The following is a 23,022-nucleotide window of genomic DNA, read 5'->3' as shown; positions in this document are numbered from 1 at the left end:
AGGGTGTTGGGCATGTCTGCACTCCCGGCCGCCCAAACCGGCGACCGTATCGATGGCCGGTACCGGGTACTCGGGCACCTCGGCAGCGGCTCAAACGGCCAGGTCTTCCGCGTCGCAGATGATCATCTGGGAAACGAGGTGGCGCTCAAGCTGCTGACCCCGAAGCAGAACGAACCTGCCACATGGGATGAGGCGCAGGTTCTTGAACGCTTGCGCAGCCCGTATCTCCTTCCGGTACTCAACGCCGACCTCGTTGATGACACAGACATTCGATACATCACTACGCCCGTGATCACCGGTGGCGATCTTGAGGAGGTCGCAGACGGCTTCGGCGTGGACTCCCTGTCTGCGGTTCGTTGGGGAGAGCACCTGGGCTATGGGTTGGATCGCATGCACCGGGAAGGCTTGCTGCACCGCGATGTGAAGCCCGGCAATGCGTACTTGGATAACAAAGGGCAGGTACTGCTGGGCGATCTAGGTATGGCGGCGGCGATGGATGCCCACGGCAAGACTTCAGCAACTGGCTCGTACGCTACCGTTGCACCCGAAGTGGTATCTCCGGAGGATCCTGGGTGCTCGATCGCCACGGACATCTATTCTCTGGCAGCCACCGTCTTCTACCTGCTTACCGGCCATTACCCCACCGGCCCACGCAGCATGAAGAACGAAGAGAGAAGACAGAAGATCCTTTCTCGGAAATTCTTGGATCTACGTTCCATTGCCCCACACGTTTCACTGAGCGTTGTCCGCACAGTAGAGCAGGCACTGTCTCTCGATCCAGCCCAACGGCCTAAGAGCGCGCAGGACTTCGCCAATCAACTTGCTTCGTGTTCTCACTACCCTCGCCCTTGGCGGCGAATCGATCCCCATCAGGGACATGAAGCATGCTTCCTCGGTGGCGCCACAAAAACCACATTGGGGGTAGTAGTGTGCGCCGTACGCGAGAAGTCTGGAAAGTTTACAGTCCAGGTTCAGCTCTCAACGGGGCGCCGGGGAAGGCAGCACGAGAAGCAAGATTTGACGCCATCGCAACTTCTAACCGAACTTCGCAAGACGATGAAGAAACTATAGGGATCAGGCAGCATCGAGGGCCGCAATCACGGCCACAGGATCGCCGTGATATGTGAGATGCGGTTCGTCTGCCCCGGGAGGAATGAAGCGAGTGCGGTAGCGCTGAAGGTCACTCTCGGAGAAGTAGATCGAGTTCGGATCGTCGGCGTGGAATTCGTTGCGCTTGTTGATCCTTGACCAGAGTTCGTCGTGGCTCGCTTCGAGATAAACCAGTAGCGGAGTTGCGCTGGCGTCGACCGCGATGGCTCGCCACTGGGCGCGATCGTCCGGAGTCCAAAAGCCATGGTCAACCACGACGTCACGCCCCGCCTGAAGCAGTTCGCGCAGTTCAACCGCGACATCCTCAAGCACCGGCCGTTCAAGGGTGGGGAAGGTGCCTCTCGGGAAGTCCACCCCGTACACGCCGTGCCGGCGGTACATCTCCTCATCCGGGCACAGGCGTACGAACCCGCGATCGGTGAGGGTTCGGGAAAGCGTGGTCTTGCCGGAGCCAGGGAGTCCGGCCATGAGGACGCAGAAGGGTGCACGTGGGGTCATCGGTCTCGTGAGGGTCTGGGAAATCGCGGAGATCTCCACTTCGGCTTCGGGCGCGAGCGTGCCGATACGGCGGGCGGTAAGTAAGGCGCCCATCCGATCTTCAAGCACGCTCAGGAGCGTGTCATCCAAAGTCGTCACGGGGAGACCTCCGATTCTGTCCGCCATGTGCGACCGGGGCCGCCGAGGTCAACGCCGTATTCCACGACGTTGTTCTCGCTGTCGATGAACTTCGCGGTCATCACGACAACGGGTTCCGCAGGCGGGTTCTCCGGGTCCAACTCCAAGAGCTGAGTGTCTTCCGACGTCAGCAGGCGTGCTGAGGCGGTGTCGATCCGATGACTGATCGGGAGGCCGGTCGCCTCAGCGATGAGCTGGAGTGAGGTGCCTCCGGTCAATCGCTCGCTCCTCGCCAACTGCGGGATCAGCTTCCCGTACCGAGCAGGGATCCAAGACGTACTGTGCGCCACGATGCCGTGTCGGTCCCGGTACACCCGGCTACGGCGAATCACGTCGGAGCGAGGCTCGATAGCCAGAGCCTGCGCCACTTCCAGAGGCGCAGGGACCACGTCAGCCTTGTGCGAGTCAGACCGCTCGCCGGAGCCCCAACTTGATCCGGTACGGCGGCCCCGGTCCTGACGCTGAGACCCTGACGACATCGGGCCGGGCTGATCTAGGACTTCCGTTCCGATCCCGTGGATGCCCCGGACCATGCCTTCGTTGCGCAGCTTGCGCAACGCCTTCTCGGCCGTGGCCGTGCTGACGCTCCACGCTTCCGACAGGTTCTTGATGCTCGGCAGGAGCGTCCCCGGCGGTAGCTGACCGGACGTGATCAGCTCCGCGTAGTGGGCGGCAATCTTCGCGTACGGCGCCCGATTGTCGGCCTGACCGGCCATTTCTCCTGCTCCTTTGCCTCGGTTCCCTGAGGTTCCCTAGCTTACCGCTTGACACCGCAGGGAACCCTAGGGAACCTTAGGGATGTGCTCGTCGGTCGGAACATCGATCGGGAGTCACTGCACCTTGATGCGCCCGTACTCATGGCGGGCGCAGCCCGGAGGAAAGCCCGCAGGGGTCAGTACGAAGGCAGCGACCGTTCGTTGAGAATTAAATAGAGATTCAACTCTGGCGGGCTACGAGTCCCGTCCCCCGAACGGCCGGGGTGATGGCCGTTGGCAGCCACTTCGTGGCAGGTGAACGTGCCCTGCCCGTGCGTCAGCTCTGGAGAACACTCGCGCGGATCATCCCTTCCTTCCGGGAGGTCAGCCGCTCGTGGTGCCACCTGCCGCACGCTGCCCTGCTGGCGTCAGAGCAGTGACGATGACGCACCCGATGTTCCCGGCTCGGGGCCTGTCCGCTGTGGCAACGGCGGACCGGTGAAAGCCGTGTACCTGCGATTCGCGGGAGGTCGGCATGGGCCGACGACATACCAAGGCACCGCCGCGATGGACCGGCCGGCGGCGCCCTCCTTCTTCCGGTCCGCCCTGGCTTCGCAGCACTGGACGCTGCGGCCGGCTGCCTCTTCCGTCCGTACCCCGTTCCGCGCTTGCGGCCGGGGGACGGACGGAAGCGCGGGGAGCCGGATCTTCCGACTTCAACGGCGTGAGCCCCCGGAGGTGCAACTCCGGGGGCTCTGTTCGGGCCGTTCACCTGTGAGAGGACCACGACCCTATGGACCCCATCGTGACTGTTCAGGACGCTGTTACTGCGTTCGCCGACTTCATCGAGCCGACGGATGCGGAGCTGGACGCGATCGAGCGCGAGATGCCGGTCATCCTCGCGGACATCGATCTGCTGGACGCGCACATCGCCACCCTCGAGCGCACCCCGAGCGAGCTGGACCAGCGGCGCATCCGCCGGGCCCGCCGCCGGGCGCTGGCCGCACGGGTTGAGCTGATCAACCACGCGGTCACGGCGTCGGGGGTCGGGGCGTGACGGCGCAGACGTTCACGGCGCTGATGTCCGTGTTCAAGGGCCAGTGGCGCGTGTACGTGGTGCTGCTGAACACCACGGAGCGCTGGCCGGAGTTCACCTTCGTCGGCTCGCTCGCGGTGCCGACGTTCACGCAGCGCGCGGAAGCGCTCAGTGTGCTCGGCTTCGAGCCGGTGCCGGGCGCGGACTGGGCGTGGACCGAGGACAGCGAGACCTACGGTGACCCTGCCTCGCCGGTCGTTCTGATCGCCGCCGTGCAGGTGCGTTCATGGGCGGGGGCGGGCGCGTGAACGCCGTTCAGATCCGTTCAGCCGAGCGCGCGCTGTCGGTCGGCACGTGGCTGATCGTCGCCGGGGCGATGCTCTACTCGATCCTCACCGTCACCCCGCTCGCCGCCGCTCACACCCCCGACAAGTGGAAGTGGACCGCGCCGATCCTGCCCCTGGTCGTCGATGCCGCGGTGGTCATCGTGGTCCGCCTCGATGCGGTGCTGGCCCGGCTCGGGGGCCACGGCGGGCGGTGGCCGATCGTGCTGCGCTGGATGACCGGCTGCATGACGCTGGCTCTCAACGTCGCCGACTCCGCCCTGCAAAACGACCTGGTCGGGGTGGCTGTGCACGCGGTCGCACCCCTCCTGCTGATCGTCACCGCGGAAACCGGGCTCGCCTACCGGCGCGCGATCGCCGCCGCCGTGACCGAGCTGGAGACCCGGCAGCAGGCTCAGCGCGAAGCCCGCGAGCGTGCGATTGCCGAGCGGCGTGAGACGGCCGCGCGGCTGGCCCGTGAGGAGCGCGAGCACACGGCGCTGCTGGCGCGTGAACAGCGTGAACACGAAGCCCGCCTGATCCGTGAGCAGGCCGAGCGTGCCGAGTCCCGTGAGCGGGCTGAGCGGGAGGCGCGTGAACGCGCTGAGCGAGAGCGTGAACAGCAGGCGCGGGAGCGTGAACGCCGTGAGCGCGAGGCCGCTGAGCGTGCCGCGCAGGAGCGGGCCGCGCGGGCGGAGCGTGAACGCCGTGAACAGGCTGAGCGTCAGGCGCGGGCCGAGCGTGAATGCGCCGCGCTGCTGGCTGCAGGGCCCGCTGCCGAGAAGCTCCCCGAGGACCGTGCCCGCCAGATCGTGCAGGCCGCGTTCGAGGCGGGTTTGCCGGTGCGGTCGGCTGCTGAGTTGTGCGGCTGGTCGGTGGGGTGGGTGTCCACCCGCTTCCAGGAGTTCCGCGATGTCGGCCACCCCGCGTTCGAGGCTGATGGGGTGATGGTCTGATGGCGACCGCGTACGCGAAGTGCTTCGACCCGAACGGGGCCCGCTTCGGCATACCGACCTACCCATGGCGCATGGCCCCGGACGGCTACGCCACCCGCCGCCAACTCCGCGCGAAGGGGTTACGGCCCGGAGGGCAGCCGATTGCCGCACAGGTCATGGTCCTCAACCGTCACCACGCCGCCCGCGTCGCCTTCCTCTACCGCGAGGACCTGGCCAAGCCGGTTAGGCCGATGACCTCGCGCAAGTGGGGCGCCCTCGCGCTGGCGATGCTCGCCCGCCGCACCTGCCCGAGCTGCCGACTCGACGTCGGCTACTGCATCCCCATCTCGCACGGCATCTGCGGCCTGTGCCTGGCCGCCGAAGAACAGCGCGCCGCCTAAACCCCTCCGACCTGGGAGTTTCGCTGTGTCCAGCCGTACCCGATCCCGCGGCGCCGCGGGCATCCACACCGTCCGTATCCCGCATCAGCGCGGGCGCCGCTCGCAGCCGTTCCTGATTGTCGTCCCCGACCGCCCCTCCCTGACCCGCGAGGCATTCGGCTTCCTGGGCCGCGCCCTGTGGCGCTTCCGCCACGCGCTCGCCCCCACCGGCTTCGCCGTGCTCGCGCTGATCGTGACCGCCCTCCTGCACGTGCTGGGTTGGTGGTCGGGGCTGGTCCTCGCGCCGCTGGCCATCGCGCCGGCGGTCTGGCTCGGCATCATGCAGCGCCGCCGGCCCGGCCACGGTTCCACGCTGGTCTGGCGTATCGGCCTTGCCGCGGTCGCCACCCTTGCGGGTGCGTGGGCGGCGCTGGCCGCGGGGTTCGGCCCGCTGTCCGGCCCGCTCGGCCTGGTCTGGCTGCTGGGCCTGATCGTCGCGCAGTCCGCGTGGCTCATCGTCCGCCGCACCCACTAGCTGAGGAGATCGTCTGATGGCTCAGACCACCAACGGCCAGCGTCGGCGACCGCCGGCGAACAACCGCAACGGCGCGAACCCGCAGAACAAGGGCGCCAAGTTCGCCAACGCGGGCGCCGCCGTGGGCGGGTTCGTCGGCGCGATGGGCAGCTCGTTCGTCCCCCCGATCAACGTTACCGTCAACAACACCAAAAATGCCGGACGTGCCAACGGCGGCCGTGGCCACTCCGATTCCCTGCTGCCTGCCCCGGAGTTCGGCTCCCCCGCTCAGGTCAGGAACTACTGCAACTCCCTGCGGGCGGCCGGCGTGATGCTGTCCATTGAGGTGGCCATGGCCGCCGAGATCATCCAGGGCGTGCTGGCGGCCGTGCCGGACCCCGAGGGCCGCGCGTTCGGCTCCCGCATCCGAGCCCGCAAGGTCTCCCGCAAGATGCGCAAGTCCGCCGACGCCCTGCGAGACGCGGCCAAGAACGCAGCCTCCTGCTACGCGACCTTCCAGCAGGAGTTCGAGGAAGAGATCAACCGCGTCCGTCACCGCGCCCGCAAGCCGGCACAGCCGGTCATGAACTGGGCCCAGCAGTAAGGAGGTTGGGCCATGGCCCGCGACCACAACATGAGCGCCTACTACCCCGACGGTGGCATGCCCGGCTACCTGCCGCAGATGCAGGCCGGGCCGGAGAACGGCACCATCCGCGCCTACCTCCTGCACCGCGCCAAGCCGCATCTGCCGCCGTGGCTCGGCTGGATCGCGACCGGCGCGGCCGGAGCCATCGGACACGAGAAGTGGCCCGACAGCGCGGCGGCCGGCGTCGGCCTCACCCTCGCCTCCGTCGCCCTGACCGGCGTCGCGTGGGCCGCGGGCAAGGGCATCAGCAAGCAGCGCCGCCTCCACTCTGCCGTCACCGTGGCGGCCGGGTCGGCGTGGGTCACGGCTGCCTGCCTGGCCGGACCCACGGCCGGGCCGATCGACGACCTGTTCCTCATGGGCGGCCCGGCGGTCGCGCTGTCGTGGAACGTGCGCATGGTCATGCGCCACAACCCCGACGGCACCGTGGGGAGTTCGGACGGGGGCCTGCTGGAGAAGGTCGGATTGGCGCGGGCGCAGATCGGCGCGGCGAAGGTGGAACCGAACCGGGTCACCGCGCCGATCGCGCTGCAACCGGGCGAGCAGACCAACGACGACGTCACCAAGGCCCTGGTACGGATCGCGTCCGCGCTCGATCTCCCGACGTCCGCCGTGCGCTACACGCCCGACCCGGACTCCGTCCGGCGCGGCGAGCTGGTCATCGTCCCCGAGGACATGCTGTCCCAAGAGGTGCAGTGGGAGGGCCCCTCCAACCTTGGGGGTTCGATCGCCGACCCGCTGGTCATCGGCCGCTACGACGACGGCTCTGCTCTCGTGATGTGGCTGCCGGGTGACCCGGACGCGGGCCGCAACTCCACCCACGGCCTGATCGCGGGCGGGACCGGCTCCGGCAAGGGTGATGCCGCCCTGAACCTGCTCACGGAGATCCTCTCCCGCCGGGACGTGATCGTGTGGTTCTCCGACCCCAAGGCGTTCCAGGACTTCGCCCCGCTCCGGCCGGGCCTGGACTGGGGTGTTGAGGGCGGCAGCCAGACCGAGGTCATGGTGGCCGCGGTCGAAGCGGTCATCCCCGCCCGCACCCGCTGGCTCGGAGCGCACGGCTACCGCCAGTGGGTGCCCGCGGCAGCCGAGACACAGAACGACCCCGAGCACTCTTGCCGCCCGGACGGCCGCGCTTGCGGCTGTGAGGGGATGCCGTTCCTGGTCACCTGGTTCGAGGAGGCCGCGAACACCCTGCGCGCGCTCGGGGACGACACGTTCACCGGGATCGCTCAGGAGGCGCGGTCGGCGGGCATCTCTCTGATCGTCTCGTTGCAGCGGCCGTCCTACGACCAGATGTCCACCTCCACCCGCGCATCCCTCCCGTCCGTGATCGCACTGGGCTGCGACCCGCGGGATGAGGGGTTCTCGCTGCCGGAGACGGTCATCGACGCGGGCGCCCACCCCGGCGCGTGGGGCAACCGGCGCCCCGGTTACTGCTACGTCGTCTCCCCGGGCATCCCCGAGGACCGCTACCCCTCCCCGGGCCGCACCCGCCGCTTCACCACCCGCGCCGTGCCCGTCATGGAGCAACTGGCCGCGTGGGCGCAGCACAACGGCGCCAGCGCCGACCCCATTACGGCCGGGGCTGCCTCCGGGGTGGCCGGCCGCGCCTACTCCGGCCGCGCCACCGAAGCCGATGCCGTGCAGCCGACGGCGCTGCGGGCCGTCCCCGAGGAGGACGAGATGGAGTACGGCGGTCTGCTGGTCGATCCGGAAGACGCCGACATCGACCCCGAGGCGGAACTGCCGGAGGCGCAGGAGGGCGACGACTCCCCGATCTTCGGGCAGGAAGCTGGGCACAAGCCGTCCCCGGAGGCGGCGCGGCAGTTGTTCGCCGACGCGCTGGCGGAGTTCGAGGACGAGGGCCGCATGGTCGTCGGTCCGAAGGACTTCACCGACTGGTGCGACCGCCACCAGCTCTCCCGCTCATGGGTCTCCCTGCGCCTCAAGGAGGCCGCACAGGAGGGGCGGCTGGACGCCACGAACACCACCGGCCGGTGGCGCATCGTTCCCGCCCTAACAGCCGCCTGACACCCGTAACGCGTTACGCCCGCCTAACACCCAAACCCCTAGGCATGCACACGTGTTACCCGCCCTAACAGCGGCCGATCACACCCCTCACACCGTCACTTAACACCCGCCCGCGGGCCCGCCTCACACCCTGGCGCGGGCCCGCGGCTGTTCCCGAAGGGAGCCCCTCGTGGCGCACCTCGAACGGCAGCCCGCCCCGGTCGAACTTCACCATCCCGAGCCGCTCGCCCCCTGCGACCCCACCGCCGCGGCAGTGGAGCTGTACGGGGAGCGGGAGGCGGTGGTGTGGGTGCCCGACGCCTACGGCCGCATGGTCCCCATGCCCAAACACCTCGCCCCGGCGCCCATGCCCATGCCGGAGCCGCGGGACCTCACCCCGCTGCCCCTGCTCGACCCCGTGGCGCAGCGTTTCATCGGCGCGGGCATCGGCGGGGGCGCGCTGTCCGCCGGCGTCGGCTACGGCGTCGGCGAGATCATCAGCGCCGCCGCCGGCTTCGGCTCCGGCGCCGCCATGTGGATCGCCCTCATCGTCCTCGCCCTGCGCATGCCCGCCCGCACCATCACCAACGGCGCGAGCGGCAGCACGATCCACATCCGCAAGGCAGTGATCAAGCGCAGTCACTTCCACGGCTAGCTACGCCAAGAGCGGCCCCCGCATCTCGCCAAAGAACCGGGGCCGCCCTTGCCAGCCAGTCACCCAACAAGGAACTGGAGACCTCCAGGATGACCCAACCCACCCCCATCCGGCGAGTGCTCGCCCGACAGCCGCGCCTGCTGGATCTGTACTGCTGCCAGGGCGGCGCCGGCAAGGGCTACACCGATGCCGGGTTCGACGTGACCGGCGTCGACATCGCCCCGCAGCCGCGCTACCCGTACGCCTTCATCCAGGCCGACGCGGTTGCGTTCGTCCTCGAACACGGCACAGAGTTCGACTTCATCCATGCCTCGCCGCCGTGCCAGCACGACAGCGACTGCCAGCGCATTCAGGGCAACCAGCACCCCGACCTGATCGCCCCCACCCGCACCGCCCTCGAAGCGACCGGGCGGCCGTGGGTGATGGAGAACGTCCGGGGCGCGGTGCCCAAGCTGCACCGGCCAGTGATGCTGTGCGGGCCCATGTTCCGCCTGGCCACCTACCGACACCGGTACTTCGAGACCGGCGGCGGCTTCACTCTCGACCAGCCGGACCACCCCGGGCACCAGGTGCCGCAGGCCAAGATGGGACGGCCCGTCCCGCCCAGCCACTACGGACAGTTCGTCGGCAACTTCTCCGGCGTCGACCTCGCCCGCCGGGTCATGGGCGTGCCGTGGATGAACCGGGACGGCATCCGCGAGTGCATCCCGCCCGCCTACGCCCACCACATCGGCCATGCCGCCCTCACCGCGCTTACCCCCGTCCTGGAGGCGGCGGCATGAACGAGCACCTGCACATCGCACTGCGGCTCGCTGCCTCCGGCATCCCGCCGCTGCCGCTTAGGGCGGGGAAGCTGCCGTTCGGGAACTGCCCGGCATGCGCCGGCAACGCGTGTGGTGGCCGACCGAACATGAAGACCCCCGGCCCCTGCACCTGCCCGGCGCCCTGCCACGGCTGGGCCGCCGCCACGACTAACCCCCACGTCCTCGACTCCCCTGCGTGGGCGCGAGCGTGGCGCAAGGCGGCAGCGGTGGCCTACACCCCCGGCGGAGCCGACCTCACTGTCGTCGACCTCGACAACCCGGACGCCATCACCTGGGCACAGCAGACCCTGCCGACCACCCAGACCGTGACCACCACACGCGGCGAACACTGGATCTACCAGGGCGCCATGGGCTCCATGAATGCCGTACGGCCCGGCGTGGACATCAAGTCGACGATGGCCTACGCGCGGTGGGTCGGCCGGGGCACCGGCACCATGACCGCCCTGCCGGACGTCGTGCGCGCGCTCGCCGTGAAGGAACCCCCCATGGTCCCCGCACCGCGGGCCGTCGCCGTGCTCGCGTCGGCGGGAGGAGGCGAATGCCGTCACCGCACGCCCGCCTACCTCGAACGGGGCATCGCCATGGCCGAACAGCAGATCACTGAAGCCTCCAGCGCGGTGCACACCACCGTCTACCGCACCTTCCTCGCCGTGCTGTCCACACACGGCCGGTGCGGCTGCCTCACCGACGCCCACATTGCCAGGTTGTTCACCGCCGCTCAGGGCAAGGGCGAATCGGCTAGGCACTGCACCGACGCGTGGACCAACGCCCGTACGAGGTTGGGGCTGTAGACATGTCCGACGACGAGAAGACCCCGGCCCGTGACGTAATCGCGGGCTACGCACAGGCCCACTTCCGCTACTTCCGCACCGCGGACGGAACCGTGTTTGCGCAGAAGAACGGCCACCCAGTGGCACGCCCGATCCGCTCCCAGGGCACCTCAGGCAGCCACCGGCAAGAACTCATGGTCGGTCTGTTCAAGGACGGGCACGGCGTGTTCAACGGGACCGCGCTCAAGGAGGCATTGGACTTGATCGAGGCACTCGCGCTGACCGAGGACGTGCAACCCGTCCACATCCGCGTTGCTCCCGGTTTCGACGGGGCAACGTGGCTGGACCTGGGCCGCAACGACGGGCAGTCCGTGCGTATCCACCCCACCGGATGGGACATCCGCACCCCCGACCCGCAGGAAGTCTGCTGGCGGCGCACCCAGCTCACCGGCGAACTTCCCCTACCCGCCAAGGACACCGACGGCAAGGGCATCGATCTCCTGCTGAGGCTGTGCAACTTCGCCAACGCCGAGACTGAATGCCTGGCTATCGCCTGGCTCATCGGCTGCCTCGGGCCCTCCGTGCCCGTCCCCGCTCCCTTCCTCACTGGCCCCCAGGGCGCGGGCAAGTCCACGGGCGGCCGGATGCTCGTGCGGATCATCGAGGGCATGACCGGCGACCTGCGCCGGGCCCCGAAGGACGAAGAGAACCTGATCGCGGCCGTGGCCGCTGGGTGGGTTACCGCGCTGGACAACCTCTCCCACCTAGCGCCGGATCTGTCCGACCTGATGTGCTGCATCGTCACCGGAGCCGAGACCATCAAGCGCGCCCTGTACACCGACGGCGACGTGGTCCGCGCCCGCTACCGCCGCCCCCTACTCCTGACCGGCATCGACGTGGGCGTCATCCGGCCCGACCTCGCCGAGCGTCTCTTGCCCCTGCGCCTGGAACGCCCCCGCGTCCGGCGCACTGAGGCCGAACTGTGGGGGGAGTTCGAGGAGGTCCTGCCCGTGGTCCTGGGGTCCCTGCTCGATCTCACGGTCAAGGTTCGGGCGGCTGAGGCGGACATCCCCACGGACCTGCGCATGGCCGACTTCGCCCACCTGTGCGCCCAGTTGGACGCGGCGACCGGTCTTGGAGCGCTCAACGCATACCGGACCAGCCTGGACGACCTCAACGACGACGTCATTGAGGGGGACCTCCTGGCGCAGACCGTGCTGCAGCATGCCGCCAGCCTCGAAGCGGGCGCAGAGACGCGGATGACATCTGCCGAGTGGCTCCACTGCCTTACCCGCCTCTACACCGGTGACGACTTCCGCACGCTACCCAAGGGCTGGCCCACCACCGGGAAAGTCCTCTCCGACCGGCTCAAGCGGCTTCAGCCGACCCTCGCCGCTCGTGGTGTCCTCATCGACTGGGGGCGCACCAAAACGGCCCGCTACATCGAGATGACGCGCCCGGCCGCCCCGCCGCCACACGAGCAGGAGCCGGCGTTCTGACCGGCGGCGCCCGGCCGTCCTGAAGAAGCAAGAAGAGCACCACGCGCCAGACGTGCTCTTCTTGCTGTTCGGCGCAACGCGCCGCCCAAGGGTCGCGCCGCGAAGCGGCCCCTTCTTCACGCTGTAAGGCGCACCGCACCACAACAGACACCCCCTTCTCTTGTCCGAAGAGAAAGGACGCTGCGTCACCCGCGTCATCCCGAGGCGGCAAACGGCCCGCGACCTGCCGAGACAGCGGTGACGCAGGACGGCCGCGGCTGTGTCACTCCGCGTCACCCGCGTCACCCGCGTCACCCCCGTCACCGATGACGGACGCCACCCCGAGTCGGTGACACACCACGGAACCTCTGCGTCACTCAAAACCGCAGGTCAGGCGCATAAATGACGCAGATGACGCGATGACGCAGAAATCCGCACCTCGGACAGACGCGGGCCTCGTCCTCTCACCTGAACAAGCGATTCTTCCTTCCCCGCCGAGGAGGCGTAGCTACATGAGCACTGCTCCGCGACTGGAACCCCCGGCCCTTCCCTCTCTCTACCTGCCGAGCGATATCGCTGCGGCGCTCCACTGCTCGGAGTGGTGGGTGAAGGAGCAGGCTCGCAGGGGACGTATCCCCTTCACCAAGCCCGGGGGCAGCTACCGGTTCACAGCTGAGCACTTTGCAGAGATCATGCGCATCTTCGAGAGCCGTCCGGCCGAAAGCAGTAACGCGGTTGCTCCAGCCGCACCTGCACCGCGGCGCGGGGCACCCATAACGGCGGCGTCCGTCACCTCCTTGAAGTCAAGGACCCCGCGTAGGGCGCGACAGAGTCAATCTCAGTCCGACGCCGCCTGATTCTTTGTGCCGCCCGGTCCCTCAGCCGGGCGGCACACGCGTTTACTAGGAGATCAAGTTGGGTTACGCCGAGAACCTCGGCAGCTACTGGCGCGGCCGATACAAGCTCGCGCCCGGCAAGTACGCCACGGTCCGCGATGCAGATGGAGACGCCATCCGCTTCCGGACCAAGGCAGCGGCAAAGAAGGCGGCGGACGCCGAGGAAGCGAAGCTGCTGGCCGGAATGAAGAAGGTACCTCCTGAGCGGATCACTTTCGGTGCGTACGTGAACCGCTGGTATGCCGCGCAGGACTTGGCGGCGTCCACCATGCAGAACTACCGGCGGCACATCGAAGAGCACTTGCTCCCTGCGTTCGAGGATTTCGCCATCGCCGACATCCTGAGCACCGACATTGCCGCTTGGGAGAAGCGCGAACGCGCCGTTCCCTATGCGGCTACCAGCGTCAAGACATGGCGGGCGACCCTGCACCTGATCCTTGCCGACGCCGTCGACGAGGGACTGCGCGATTCCAACCCGGCAACCAAGCGGCGGGGACGAGGGAAGCGCGCCGGCCGCTCCCGCAACCGTGGCCCGGAGAAGGCGGTCACCACAGCGCTCGGCATTCTGCTGCTCGCCGAGCGGATGGCGCTGCTGTCCGGCCGGGACGATGAGTTCGTTGGCGGCATCCTCAAGGGCTACACAGGCATGCGCTGGGGCGAGATCGTTGGCCTTGAGACCGAGTTCGTCCGGCCGAAGAGCATTCGAGTGGAGTGGCAGCTCTACGAGCTGGATACCGGCGAGCTGCACCGTTGCCCGCCCAAGGACGACTCCTACCGGGACATTGACACCCCGGATTTCCTCGCCGCACTGGTTGCGGGGCACATCGCCCGGACGAAACCGAAGCCTTGCGAGTGTCACGGACTGGCCTACGTCTTCCGTGGTCACGGCGCCGCCAACGGCTCTGCGAGCCGCCCGGGAGCGAAGCTGGTCGATGTGGCTCGCCGCGCCGGCGTCTCGACAGGCACGGTCTCCAACGTCCTCAACCGCCCGGACGCTGTGGCGGAGCCGACTCGCCTGAAGGTGCTGGAGGCCGTCACCGATCTCGGCTACGTCCGTAACGCGGGATCGGGGGAGTTGGCCGCGCACTGGCGGCGCTCGGGCTTCGCCACCTGGCTCTTTCGGCCTGCCGCCACGGGACGGTATCCCGGACGCGGCAATCAGGAGGAGCACCCTGTGCCGGTGGTCGCTGAGCCGTGGCCCGGGATTCCCGCACGTGGGCGAAGAGCCTCCAAGCGGGCTGAGGCGTGCTGGGTGCCGATCGCTCCGGGGCTGACGCCGCACGGGCTGCGCCATACGCACAAGACCCTGATGAGAGAGGTGGGGACCCCGCCGAAGCTGATGGACGAACGCATGGGGCACGAGGACGGCTCGGTGCAGTCTCGCTATGACCACATCACACCCAGGATGCGGGAGGCGCTGATGGTCGAGCTCACCGGGATGTGGGAGGAGGCGTTGGACACGCGGCGGGCGATGAGCACCGGCTCGCCCGTTGCTGCTCTGGATGCGCTGCTGAGGGCTCGCGGATAGGGCGCTGGTCTGGAGACAAATTCCAAGATCTTCTCCAGGATTTCTCCAGAGAGCCCCTGGAGAACAGTTCAGGGCCGGTACTGATCTCTCAGTACCGGCCCTGAACTGGCGTTTCTCTGTCGGGGTGGCGGGATTTGAACCCACGACCTCTTCGTCCCGAACGAAGCGCGCTGCCAAGCTGCGCTACACCCCGATGTCGCTGCTTGTCGCGGCGACGACGTTTACTTTAGCCCACTGGTGGCTGGAGACGAAATCCGGTTTCTGGGCGGTGGCGGACGCGGCGGCGGACCGGGTTGGGGCGGGTGTGGTCGAGGGCCACGAGGGCGATGGCCAGGGCGTAGATGGCGAGGCCGAGGAGGAGGGCGTTGCCGAGGATGCTCTTGTAGCCGAGCCGGGCGACGTCGAGGAAGGGGTAGAGATAGCGGCCCGGGGTGGAAGGGGTCAGGAGTTCGCCTCGGACGAGGACGAACGCCAGGTAGGTGAGGGGGTAGAGCATCCAGGTCGCTGCCCGTCGTAGGCGCAGTTGGCCCGGTGCTGTCAGGAGCAGCCAGTCCAGTACGGCCGCGATCGGCGTCACCGTGTGCAGGACCTGGTTGGTGATCGCGTGCCAGCCTGTGGGGGCGGTGGCCTCGCCCGTGAGGATGCTGGGGAGTGCGAAGGAGCTCGCCCCGCTCGCCAGCAGCAGGTGGTAGGCGAGGCCCGTGGTCACGGCGTACAGCAGCGTGGCGCCTGTCAGGGTCGACGGCAGGGGGCGGCGGGCGGTCCAGGCGCGGCGGGCCGCGAGAGCGAAGACCAGGGCCAGCAGGATGTTGCTCTGGATGGAGAAGTGGCTCAGGGTGCGCAGGGGGCTGGGGGCACCGAGGGTCATTTCGACGGTCACCGCCGCGGTGGCGGCCAGCGCGACCAGCAGCCGGTACGCGGCGGTCAAGGGGCGGCAGGTGGGGGTCATCACCGCCGTGGCGGGCACATGGGAGGGCATGAGCACGGGGATGCCCGGTATCGGGGGGAGATCCGGGATGTCCCTGGGTATCGGGGCGGTCATGCCCTCACGCTAAGCAGGTTGGACGAATCGGGCGATACGGGTCATCCGTGCGGGTTACCCGATCTGCCTTTCTGATTCGCCCTTCTCTACTCCCGTCCTACCAACGTCACTCTCGCCCCACCAACGTCAGCAACGTCGCCTCCGGCGGGCAAGCGAACCGGAACGGCGTGTAGCGGTTCGTGCCGCAGCCCGCCGAGACGTGGAGGTAGGCCGTACGGCCCTCCGCCGTGTGCGTGGACAGCCCCCTCGCGCGGTCCGTGTCCAGGTCGCAGTTGGTGACCAGGGCGCCGTAGAAGGGGATGCGGAGCTGGCCGCCGTGGGTGTGGCCGGCCAGGACCAGGGGGTAGGCGTCGGCCGTGTACGAGTCCAGGACGCGCAGGTACGGCGCGTGCACCACGCCCATCGCGAAGTCGGCCGCGCCCGACGGACCGCCGGCCACCTGCGCGTAGCGGTCCCTCTTGATGTGCGGGTCGTCCAGGCCGGTGAGCTCCACCGACGCGCCCTCGACCTTCAGCGTCCCCCGGGTGTTCGTGAGGTTGAGCCAGCCCGCGGCGTCGAAGCCGTCGCGCAGGTCCTCCCAGGGGTTGTGGATCGCGCCGACGGCGGGCGCGTTGCCGTTCAGGCCGTGGCGGCCCTGGGTCTTCTCCAGCAGGTAGAGGGCGGGGTTGCGCAGCTTCGGGCCGTAGTAGTCGTTCGAGCCGAAGACGTATGCGCCGGGGAACTCCATCAGCGGGCCCAGCGCGTCCAGCACCTCAGGCACGCCCTCGGGGTCGGAGAGGTTGTCGCCGGTGTTGATCACGAAGTCGGGGCGCAGGCCGGCCAGCGAGCGCAGCCAGCGCTGCTTCTTGCGCTGGCCGCTCACCATGTGGATGTCGGAGACCTGGAGCACCCGCAGCGGGCGCATGCCGGCGGGCAGGACGGGAATCGTCACCCGTCGCAGGCGGAAGGAACGGGCCTCGAAACCCGCCGAATACAGCAGACCGGCGGCGCCGACCGCCGTGATGCCCAGGGGTACTCCGTATCGCGCGCGCATACGACCATCGTGTCAGACCGGGAGAGTTGCCCCGTGCAGCCCTGTGCCCGGCCGCCCTGGACCGCCTCCACTACGGCGTCTGCGCGCAGGTCCCTTGAAATCAACGGGCGTTCCGCTCCTCACACCTGCGACAATCGACCTCATGACCACGCTCAAGTCGAAGCTGCAGGAAGACCTCAACGCCGCGATCAAGGAGCGCGACGAGCTCCGCTCCTCGACGCTCCGGCTGACGCTCGCCGCGATCACCAAGGAGGAGGTCGCGGGCAAGGAGAAGCGCGAGCTCTCCGACGACGAGGTGCAGAAGGTGATCACCCGCGAGGCGAAGAAGCGGCGGGAGGCGGCCGACGCCTTCGCTCAGGGTGGTCGGGCCGAGTCCGCCGAGCGCGAGAAGGCGGAGGGCGAGGTGCTCGCCACGTACCTGCCGAAGCAGCTTGGTGACGACGAGCTGAACCAGATCGTCGCCCAGGCCGTCGAGGAGGCCAAGGCGGCCGGTGCCGAGGGCCCGCGGGCCATGGGCGCCGTCATGAAGATCGTGAACCCGAAGGTGGCAGGCCTGGCGGAGGGCGGCCGGGTCGCCGCCGCGGTGAAGAAGCTGCTCGCCGGCTGAGACCGCCGGTGCGGGCGGGTGTCCTGAGCTCCGTCGCTTGATCAAGCTCTTGATCAAGCTCTGTTCCATGAAGGCATGAATGCCCTGTTCCATGAAGGCATGAATGAGGGGCCCGGCTTCCGCCGGGCCCCTCATTCACTGCACACCATCAGGCTTCAGCCACGTCCCCCGTTGCCGTTCCCGTTGGAAGTGCCCTGCCACCAGCCCTCCGGGATCGAGAAGGTCGGGGTCGGGAAGGTGCCGCCGGTGTTGCCGCCGCCCACCAGGCCGCCGATGGGGTTGTCGCCGTTGTCCCCGTCGTTGCCGCCGTTCTGGTTCCCGTCGCCCTCGTCGTCTTCGTCGCCCCGGTCGCGCTCGGGCTTCGGGATGTCGACGAGGTTGAACCTCTCGACGTTCTTGCCCGCGAGGGCGCCGGTCATGGCGTCCTTCCAGATCGGGCCCGGGACCTCACCACCGAAGACCAGCGGGTGGTACCGGCCACCGATGGTGATGTTGCGCATCTTGACCTCCTGGGTGGCACTGCCGACCCAGACGGCGCCGGAGAGGTTCGGCGTGTAGCCGACGAACCAGGCGTTGCGGCGTTCGTCCGTCGTACCCGTCTTACCGGCGCTCTCGCGATCGCCGAGACCCGCCTGCTTACCCGTACCGGAGTCGACCACACCGCGCAGCAGGGTGTTGATGGTGTCCGCGGTCTTCTCGGACATCGCCCGCGAGCACGTCGACTTCGGCACCTCCAGCGACTTCTGCTCCCCGCCCGCCTTCTGCGTGATCGACTCGATGGCGATCGGCGTGCAGTACATACCGCGGGCCGCGAAGCCGGCGTACGCGCTCGCCATGGTGAGCGGCGAGATACCGGTCGAGCCGAGCGTCATCGACGACGGCACCTCGGGGATGCTCTTGCCGTTGCCCTGGCGCACATGCAGCTTGTCGGTCATGTTGACGACCGGGCACATGCCGATGTCCTCGATCATCTGCACGAAGTAGGTGTTGACCGACTTGGCCATGGCGTCCTCGAGCCGGTAGGGGCCGACCTCGGACTCGTTCTCGTTCTCCAGCTTGTAGTTGCCGTCGTTGACCCAGGCCTTCTCGCACCCGCGCACCGTCTGGGGATACGGCATCTGGTACGGAGCGGGGTACGCCTGCGTCGCCGGTCGCCCCTCCTCCAGTGCGGCCGCCGCCACGAACGGCTTGAACGTCGAACCGGTCGGGAAGCCGAAGTTGGAGCCGCCGTACGCCGCGTCGACCGAGTAGTTGAGCTCGGTCTCGTTCTTGCCGGAGCCGTACGGCTTCGACTGGCCCATGCCGAGGATCTTGCCGGTGCCGGGCTCGACCAGGGTGGCCGCGGCCTCGACCTTGTCGGTCTGGTAGACGTGGTCCTTGAGCGAGTCCTGGACCGAGTCCTGGGCCTGCGGGTCGAGGGTGGTCGTGATGGTCAGTCCGCCCTGGTTCCAGACCTTGGCGCGGGCCTCGCGGTCCTTGCCGAAGACCGGGTCGCTGAGGATGACCTGCTCGACGTACTTGCAGAAGAAGCTGGCGCCCTTGACCGCGGTGATGCAGCCGTTCTTGGGCTTGCTGACCTTCAGGCCCAGCGGCGTCTCCTTGGCCTTGCCGGCCTCCGCCTGGGAGATGTCGCCGAGGTCGGCCATGCGCTGCAGGACGATGTTGCGCCGCTTGGTGGCCTCGGCCTCGTCATTGATCGGGTCGTACCGGCTGGGCGACTGGACGATGCCGGCGAGCAGGGCCGCCTCCTGGACCTTGAGGTCCTTGGCGGACTTGGAGAAGTAGCGCTCGGCGGCGGCCTCGACGCCGTATGCCTGCTGGCCGAAGAACGTGATGTTCAGGTAGTTCTCGAGGATCTTCTTCTTGCCGAGCTCCTCCTCGACCTGGATCGCGTACTTCAGCTCCTTGATCTTGCGGCCGATGGTCTGCTGGGTGGCCTGCGCGACCTTCGTCGGGTCGTCGCCGGCCTCCTCGACGAAGACGTTCTTCACGTACTGCTGCGTCAGCGTGGACGCGCCCTCGCTGACGCCGCCGCTCTGGGCGTTGCGGTTGAGGGCGCGCAGGACGCCCTTCAGGTCGACCGCGCCGTGCTGGTAGAAGCGGGCGTCCTCGATCGCGACGATCGCCTTCTGCACGTACGGCGACATGTCCTTGAGGTCGACCACCGTGCGGTCGCGTGAGTAGACCGAGGCGATCCGACCGCCCTTGGCGTCCAGAATCGTGGTGCGCTGGCTCAGCGGTGGGGTCTTGAGGTTGGCCGGGAGCTCGTCGAAACTCTCGACGGAACCCTTGGCCGCAAGTCCCAGTGCGCCGACGGCCGGCAGCGCGAGACCCGCCAGCACGGCTCCGGCGAGCACACTGACACCGAGGAACTTGGCGGCCTGTTGCGTTGGCGACAGACCACCACCCGAGCGCTTCTTTGGCATGAGCGAAGCCTAAACCGTAGACATGAGCGAACCGAGGGCCGCCTGGTGCGTGCGCATGGCCCGACAAGTGATGTCGGCCATGGCGCGGCAGAGCAATGTTGGCCATGGCACGGCAAAGTCGGCCGTCTGCCCGCGGGCGGAGCTCGCATGATGGATGCGGCCCATTCGCCGGACAGGCGCGCAGGCCTTGGCCTAAGCTGCTCTCAACTGTCACAGCAGTGCGGCCACGTATCAATACGTCCGGCGACCCCGAATCGTTCCGGAGGTTCCCCAACTTTTTTGGTGGGCACGTGTCCGAATCCGCCTTGTGTGTCATCCGGCGTCCGTTGTGACCCAACTGAACTGTCCCGGTTTGCCGGGAAGGTCACGCATGTCGCCAGCTCACTCCCCCGGGTGATCTGCCGCTTACGCATAGTCCGTTCGGGCCATTCAAGATTGGGCCCGAAGGGGGTGTTGCGCTGTGCCCACCTTCCGTAACGTCCTCAACTGGCGGCGGTGAATATGCCGCTGCCGCCGTGGGGGAGCCTCGATTCGGGAGAGGACGGCGCCGGTATGGGCTGGGTAGTCGACTGGAGTGCGCAGGCGGCCTGCCGCACTACCGATCCGGATGAACTGTTCGTACAGGGAGCAGCGCAGAACAGGGCCAAGGCGGTGTGCACCGGTTGCCCGGTGCGCACGGAGTGCCTGGCCGACGCGCTCGACAACCGTGTCGAGTTCGGCGTGTGGGGAGGCATGACGGAGCGGGAGCGCCGCGCATTGCTGCGCAGGCGGCCGACCGTCACCTCGTGGCGCCGGCTGCTGGAGACCGCGCGTACGGAGTACGAGCGGGGGGTGGGCATCCTGCCGCTCGACGACGACCAGGTGTACGAGGACTTCGCGGCGGTGAGCTGAGGGGTCCCGGAGGACTCCGTCAGGCGTCGACCGCGGGGTCGGGCAGCTCCGGCCGATGGGCCGCGAGCCGGTTTCCGATGTCCCGCAGTCCTGTGAGGTCATGCACATCGCCGGGCAGCGCGGCCACTTCGGCCACCGCCACCTCGGGGTGGAGCGCGGTGAAGCGATCACGCGTGCGCTGCTCGCGGGAGAGCAACTGCATACGCTCGGAGTGCAGCCTCAACAGGCCTGCGGTGAGCTGGTCGACGGACCGCTCCACATGAGGGGCGACGGACTGTGGTTCGTCCGTGTTCGCGGTTCGCTCCATGTCCGTGGCGGCGGGGGAGCCTTCGTCAGGAGCCGGAGCTTCGGAAGCGGCCGATTCTGAACTGTCGTACGTGTCGGGGGAGTTACGAAGTCCAGCTTTCCCGCCCTCCTGATCCACAATGCGGGGCTCTTCAAGATTTTCCGCGGCGGCGAGCGCCCGCTCGGCCGACAGCCGGTCGGCGCCGCTGCCGTGGACCCGGTTGAGCACCAGACCCGCGAACGGCATGTCCTCGGCGGCCAGCCGTTCCACGAAGTAGGCGGCCTCCCGCAGCGCGTCCCGCTCCGGCGCCGCCACCACCAGGAACGCCGTCCCGGGTGCCTGGAGCAGCTTGTACGTGGCGTCCGCGCGCGTGCGGAACCCGCCGAACATCGAGTCCATGGCGGCCACGAACGTCTGCACGTCCTTCAGCAGCTGTCCGCCGAGCAGCTTGCCCAGTGCGCCCGTCATCATCGACATGCCGACGTTCAGGAACTTCATCCCCGCGCGCCCGCCGACCTTCGCCGGGGCCAGCAGCACCCGGATCAGCTTGCCGTCCAGGAACGAGCCGAGCCGCTTGGGCGCGTCCAGGAAGTCCAGCGCGGAGCGGGACGGCGGGGTGTCCACGACGATGAGGTCCCACTCGTCCCGGGCCCGCAGCTGGCCCAGCTTCTCCATCGCCATGTACTCCTGCGTGCCCGCGAAGCCCGCCGAGAGCGACTGGTAGAACGGGTTGCCCAGGATCGCGGCCGCCCGCTCGGGGTCCGCGTGCGCCTCGACGATCTCGTCGAAGGTGCGCTTCATGTCGAGCATCATCGCGTGCAGCTCGCCGGTGCCCTCGACGCCCTTCACCCGGCGCGGGGTGTTGTCGAGGGAGTCGATGCCCATGGACTGGGCGAGCCGGCGGGCCGGGTCGATGGTGAGCACGACGACCTTCCGCCCCCGCTCGGCGGCCCGCAGCCCCAGCGCCGCCGCGGTGGTGGTCTTGCCGACGCCGCCCGAGCCGCAGCACACCACGATGCGGGTCTTCGGGTCGTCGAGCAGCGGATCGAGGTCGAGCACGCGCACGGGGGAGAGGCGCGGGGCGTGGCGTGCGGCGTCGTGCGCGTGGGTTGCTTCCGGACGGCTCATGACATCCCCTGCTTCCGACGTGGCGCGTACGGCTCCCGAACTGTGAACGGACTCATGACAGGCCCTGTTCCCGCAGCTCGCCCGCGAGTTCGTACAGGCCCGCCAGATCCATGCCCTCGGCCAGCAGCGGCAGTTCGTGCACCGGCAGTTCCAGTCCGTCGAGGACCGCCCGCTGCTCGTGCTCCAGCGCGTGCCGCTCGGCGTACTCGTCGGCCTGCGTCAGCAGCGGGTCCACCAGCCGCTCGGCGTTCCCGCCGCGCCGCGCCCCGCCCAGCCCGGCCGAGGACAGCGCCTTGGCGACGGCGGCGCGCGGAACCGTTCGTACGAGTTCCAGGTCGGTCGCGTCCAACACCTCGGGCCGCACCATGTTCACGATGATCCGCCCCACCGGCAGCCGCGCCGCATGCAGCTCGGCGATCCCGTCCACGGTCTCCTGGACGGGCATCTCCTCCAGCAGCGTCACCAGATGCACGGCCGTCTCCGCCGACTTCAGCACCCGCATCACGGCCTGCGCCTGATTGTGTATCGGCCCGATCCTGGCCAGCCCCGCCACCTCGTCGTTGACGTTCAGGAAGCGGGTGATGCGGCCGGTGGGCGGCGCGTCCATCACGACGTAGTCGTAGGCGAACCGCCCGCTCTTCTCCTTCCGGCGCACCGCTTCACACGCCTTGCCGGTCAGCAGTACGTCCCTCAGACCCGGCGCGATGGTGGTGGCGAAGTCGATGGCGCCGAGCTTCTTCAGCGCCCGGCCGGCGCCGCCCATCTTGTAGAACATCTGGAGGTAGTCCAGAAGGGCCAGTTCGGGGTCGATGGCGAGGGCATACACCTCCCCGCCCCCTGGAGCGACGGCGATCTTCCGCTCCTCGTAGGGCAGCGCCTCTGTTTCGAAGAGCTGCGCGATGCCCTGCCTGCCCTCGACCTCGACGAGAAGCGTCCGCTTCCCCTCCGTGGCGAGGGCGAGCGCGAGCGCGGCGGCGACCGTGGTCTTTCCGGTCCCGCCCTTGCCGCTGACGACCTGGAGCCTGCTCACGCCTTCGAGCCTAACCAGTCGGCCCACCGACTACGCGACAGCCTGTGGACAACGTGACCGCGGTCGGCCGCACGACCCCTGCCGGGCAGCGGATAAAGTCG

22 protein-coding genes and 1 tRNA gene are annotated in these 23,022 nt (G+C 68.5%); 15 read left to right on the top strand and 8 right to left on the bottom strand.

Annotated elements, in window-relative coordinates:
• Positions 1–12: 12 nt before the first annotated feature.
• Positions 13–1,071, top strand: a complete 1,059-nt coding sequence (locus tag ACIA8X_RS01165) for a serine/threonine protein kinase (protein WP_393449609.1) — start codon at positions 13–15, stop codon at positions 1,069–1,071.
• Positions 1,072–1,074: 3 nt separating this feature from the next.
• Here ACIA8X_RS01165 and ACIA8X_RS01160 read toward each other — a convergent pair whose 3' ends face one another.
• Complete coding sequence (locus ACIA8X_RS01160) at positions 1,075–1,746, bottom strand: AAA family ATPase (protein ID WP_393449606.1); 672 nt, start codon at positions 1,744–1,746, stop codon at positions 1,075–1,077.
• Positions 1,743–2,501, bottom strand: a complete 759-nt coding sequence (locus ACIA8X_RS01155) for a GntR family transcriptional regulator (protein WP_393449603.1) — start codon at positions 2,499–2,501, stop codon at positions 1,743–1,745. Before ACIA8X_RS01155 ends, ACIA8X_RS01160 begins: the two co-directional genes overlap by 4 nt.
• A 772-nt stretch (positions 2,502–3,273) precedes the next feature.
• On the opposite strand from ACIA8X_RS01155, the gene ACIA8X_RS01150 reads away from it, so the two are divergent.
• From ACIA8X_RS01150 to ACIA8X_RS01095, 12 genes are all read left to right on the top strand, one after another.
• Positions 3,274–3,537: a DUF6284 family protein gene (locus tag ACIA8X_RS01150; RefSeq protein ID WP_393449600.1), complete on the top strand. Its 264-nt coding sequence runs from the start codon at positions 3,274–3,276 to the stop codon at positions 3,535–3,537.
• A complete protein-coding gene (locus tag ACIA8X_RS01145; RefSeq protein WP_393449597.1) occupies positions 3,534–3,824 on the top strand; it encodes a DUF6303 family protein in 291 nt (96 codons plus the stop codon). Before ACIA8X_RS01150 ends, ACIA8X_RS01145 begins: the two co-directional genes overlap by 4 nt.
• Entirely contained in the window at positions 3,821–4,795 is a 975-nt protein-coding gene (locus ACIA8X_RS01140; protein ID WP_393449594.1) for a DUF2637 domain-containing protein, read from the top strand. The genes ACIA8X_RS01145 and ACIA8X_RS01140 overlap by 4 nt, the downstream gene beginning before the upstream one ends.
• Positions 4,795–5,175, top strand: coding sequence for an RRQRL motif-containing zinc-binding protein (locus tag ACIA8X_RS01135; RefSeq protein WP_393449591.1), 381 nt, complete (start codon positions 4,795–4,797; stop codon positions 5,173–5,175). Before ACIA8X_RS01140 ends, ACIA8X_RS01135 begins: the two co-directional genes overlap by 1 nt.
• Before the next feature lie 25 nt (positions 5,176–5,200).
• The gene (locus ACIA8X_RS01130; RefSeq protein ID WP_393449588.1) at positions 5,201–5,689 is read left to right on the top strand and encodes a hypothetical protein; all 489 of its coding nucleotides are present in this window, start codon (positions 5,201–5,203) and stop codon (positions 5,687–5,689) included.
• 16 nt (positions 5,690–5,705) lie between these two features.
• The gene (traA, locus tag ACIA8X_RS01125) at positions 5,706–6,272 is read left to right on the top strand and encodes a plasmid transfer protein TraA (RefSeq protein WP_393449585.1); all 567 of its coding nucleotides are present in this window, start codon (positions 5,706–5,708) and stop codon (positions 6,270–6,272) included.
• Positions 6,273–6,329: 57 nt separating this feature from the next.
• Entirely contained in the window at positions 6,330–8,348 is a 2,019-nt protein-coding gene (gene traB / locus ACIA8X_RS01120; protein WP_393450052.1) for a plasmid transfer protein TraB, read from the top strand.
• A 169-nt stretch (positions 8,349–8,517) separates the two neighbouring features.
• Positions 8,518–8,982, top strand: a complete 465-nt coding sequence (locus ACIA8X_RS01115; RefSeq protein ID WP_393449582.1) for a hypothetical protein — start codon at positions 8,518–8,520, stop codon at positions 8,980–8,982.
• Positions 8,983–9,071: 89 nt separating this feature from the next.
• Positions 9,072–9,764, top strand: coding sequence for an SAM-dependent methyltransferase (locus ACIA8X_RS01110; protein WP_393449579.1), 693 nt, complete (start codon positions 9,072–9,074; stop codon positions 9,762–9,764).
• Positions 9,761–10,597 carry a DNA primase gene (locus tag ACIA8X_RS01105; protein ID WP_393449576.1) on the top strand — a complete coding sequence of 279 codons (837 nt, stop codon included), beginning with the start codon at positions 9,761–9,763 and terminating at the stop codon, positions 10,595–10,597. The genes ACIA8X_RS01110 and ACIA8X_RS01105 overlap by 4 nt, the downstream gene beginning before the upstream one ends.
• A 2-nt stretch (positions 10,598–10,599) precedes the next feature.
• On the top strand, positions 10,600–12,075 hold the full coding sequence (locus ACIA8X_RS01100) for an ATP-binding protein (protein WP_393449573.1): 1,476 nt from the start codon (positions 10,600–10,602) through the stop codon (positions 12,073–12,075).
• An 894-nt stretch (positions 12,076–12,969) separates the two neighbouring features.
• Positions 12,970–14,478 (top strand): tyrosine-type recombinase/integrase, encoded by a 1,509-nt coding sequence (locus ACIA8X_RS01095; RefSeq protein ID WP_393449571.1) that lies wholly within the window; start codon positions 12,970–12,972, stop codon positions 14,476–14,478.
• A gap of 119 nt (positions 14,479–14,597) precedes the next feature.
• Here ACIA8X_RS01095 and ACIA8X_RS01090 read toward each other — a convergent pair.
• The 3 genes from ACIA8X_RS01090 to ACIA8X_RS01080 all read right to left on the bottom strand — a co-directional run bounded on the left by ACIA8X_RS01090 (position 14,598) and on the right by ACIA8X_RS01080 (position 16,553).
• Positions 14,598–14,671 (bottom strand) — tRNA-Pro (locus ACIA8X_RS01090).
• Positions 14,672–14,704: 33 nt separating this feature from the next.
• A complete protein-coding gene (locus ACIA8X_RS01085) occupies positions 14,705–15,520 on the bottom strand; it encodes a Pr6Pr family membrane protein (protein ID WP_393449568.1) in 816 nt (271 codons plus the stop codon).
• Between the two features lie 106 nt (positions 15,521–15,626).
• On the bottom strand, positions 15,627–16,553 hold the full coding sequence (locus ACIA8X_RS01080; RefSeq protein WP_393449565.1) for a metallophosphoesterase: 927 nt from the start codon (positions 16,551–16,553) through the stop codon (positions 15,627–15,629).
• A gap of 142 nt (positions 16,554–16,695) precedes the next feature.
• On the opposite strand from ACIA8X_RS01080, the gene ACIA8X_RS01075 reads away from it, so the two are divergent.
• On the top strand, positions 16,696–17,160 hold the full coding sequence (locus tag ACIA8X_RS01075; RefSeq protein WP_393449562.1) for a GatB/YqeY domain-containing protein: 465 nt from the start codon (positions 16,696–16,698) through the stop codon (positions 17,158–17,160).
• A 155-nt stretch (positions 17,161–17,315) separates the two neighbouring features.
• Here ACIA8X_RS01075 and ACIA8X_RS01070 read toward each other — a convergent pair whose 3' ends face one another.
• Positions 17,316–19,586: a transglycosylase domain-containing protein gene (locus tag ACIA8X_RS01070; protein WP_393449559.1), complete on the bottom strand. Its 2,271-nt coding sequence runs from the start codon at positions 19,584–19,586 to the stop codon at positions 17,316–17,318.
• 552 nt (positions 19,587–20,138) lie between these two features.
• Here ACIA8X_RS01070 and wblA point away from each other — a divergent pair.
• The gene (gene wblA, locus ACIA8X_RS01065; RefSeq protein WP_177001200.1) at positions 20,139–20,477 is read left to right on the top strand and encodes a transcriptional regulator WblA; all 339 of its coding nucleotides are present in this window, start codon (positions 20,139–20,141) and stop codon (positions 20,475–20,477) included.
• 19 nt (positions 20,478–20,496) lie between these two features.
• On the opposite strand, the gene ACIA8X_RS01060 is transcribed toward wblA, so the two are convergent.
• A complete protein-coding gene (locus ACIA8X_RS01060; RefSeq protein WP_393449556.1) occupies positions 20,497–21,891 on the bottom strand; it encodes an ArsA family ATPase in 1,395 nt (464 codons plus the stop codon).
• 52 nt (positions 21,892–21,943) lie between these two features.
• Positions 21,944–22,921 (bottom strand): ArsA family ATPase, encoded by a 978-nt coding sequence (locus ACIA8X_RS01055; protein ID WP_393449553.1) that lies wholly within the window; start codon positions 22,919–22,921, stop codon positions 21,944–21,946.
• Positions 22,922–23,022: the final 101 nt, after the last annotated feature.

The organism is Streptomyces sp. NPDC051738, from assembly GCF_044453205.1.
In the GTDB taxonomy this organism is placed as follows: Bacteria; Actinomycetota; Actinomycetes; order Streptomycetales; family Streptomycetaceae; genus Streptomyces.
This window is presented reverse-complemented; position numbering and strand designations above follow the sequence as displayed.